Genomic DNA, 304 nt, shown 5'->3' with positions numbered 1-304 from the left:
ACGTGAAGAACGTCGCCAACTACGTGCTGAGCCTGTCGGGCAGCCCGCACGACTCGGTGCGCGCCGGCCTCGGCAAGAGCAAGTTCACCGCATGCGCCGCCTGCCACGGCATGAACGGTGGCGGCAACCCCATGCTGGGCGCGCCCAACCTCTCGGACCGCATCTGGCTGCACGGCTACGGGCAGGACGCGATCATCTCGATCATCAACACCGGCAAGACCAACCAAATGCCGGCGCAGCAGGGCCGTCTGACCGAAGCGCAGATCCACGTGCTGGCGTCGTACGTCTGGGGCCTGTCGAACAA

1 protein-coding gene is annotated in these 304 nt (G+C 66.1%); it reads left to right on the top strand.

Annotated elements, in window-relative coordinates; all coding sequences use genetic code 11:
• On the top strand, nucleotides 1–304 hold a 304-nt coding region (locus tag CVH10_RS19335), incomplete at both ends, for a c-type cytochrome (RefSeq protein WP_146143103.1).

The organism is Halomonas sp. ND22Bw (assembly GCF_003011945.1).
Taxonomy (GTDB): Bacteria; Pseudomonadota; Gammaproteobacteria; order Pseudomonadales; family Halomonadaceae; genus Halomonas; species Halomonas halophila.
This window is presented reverse-complemented; position numbering and strand designations above follow the sequence as displayed.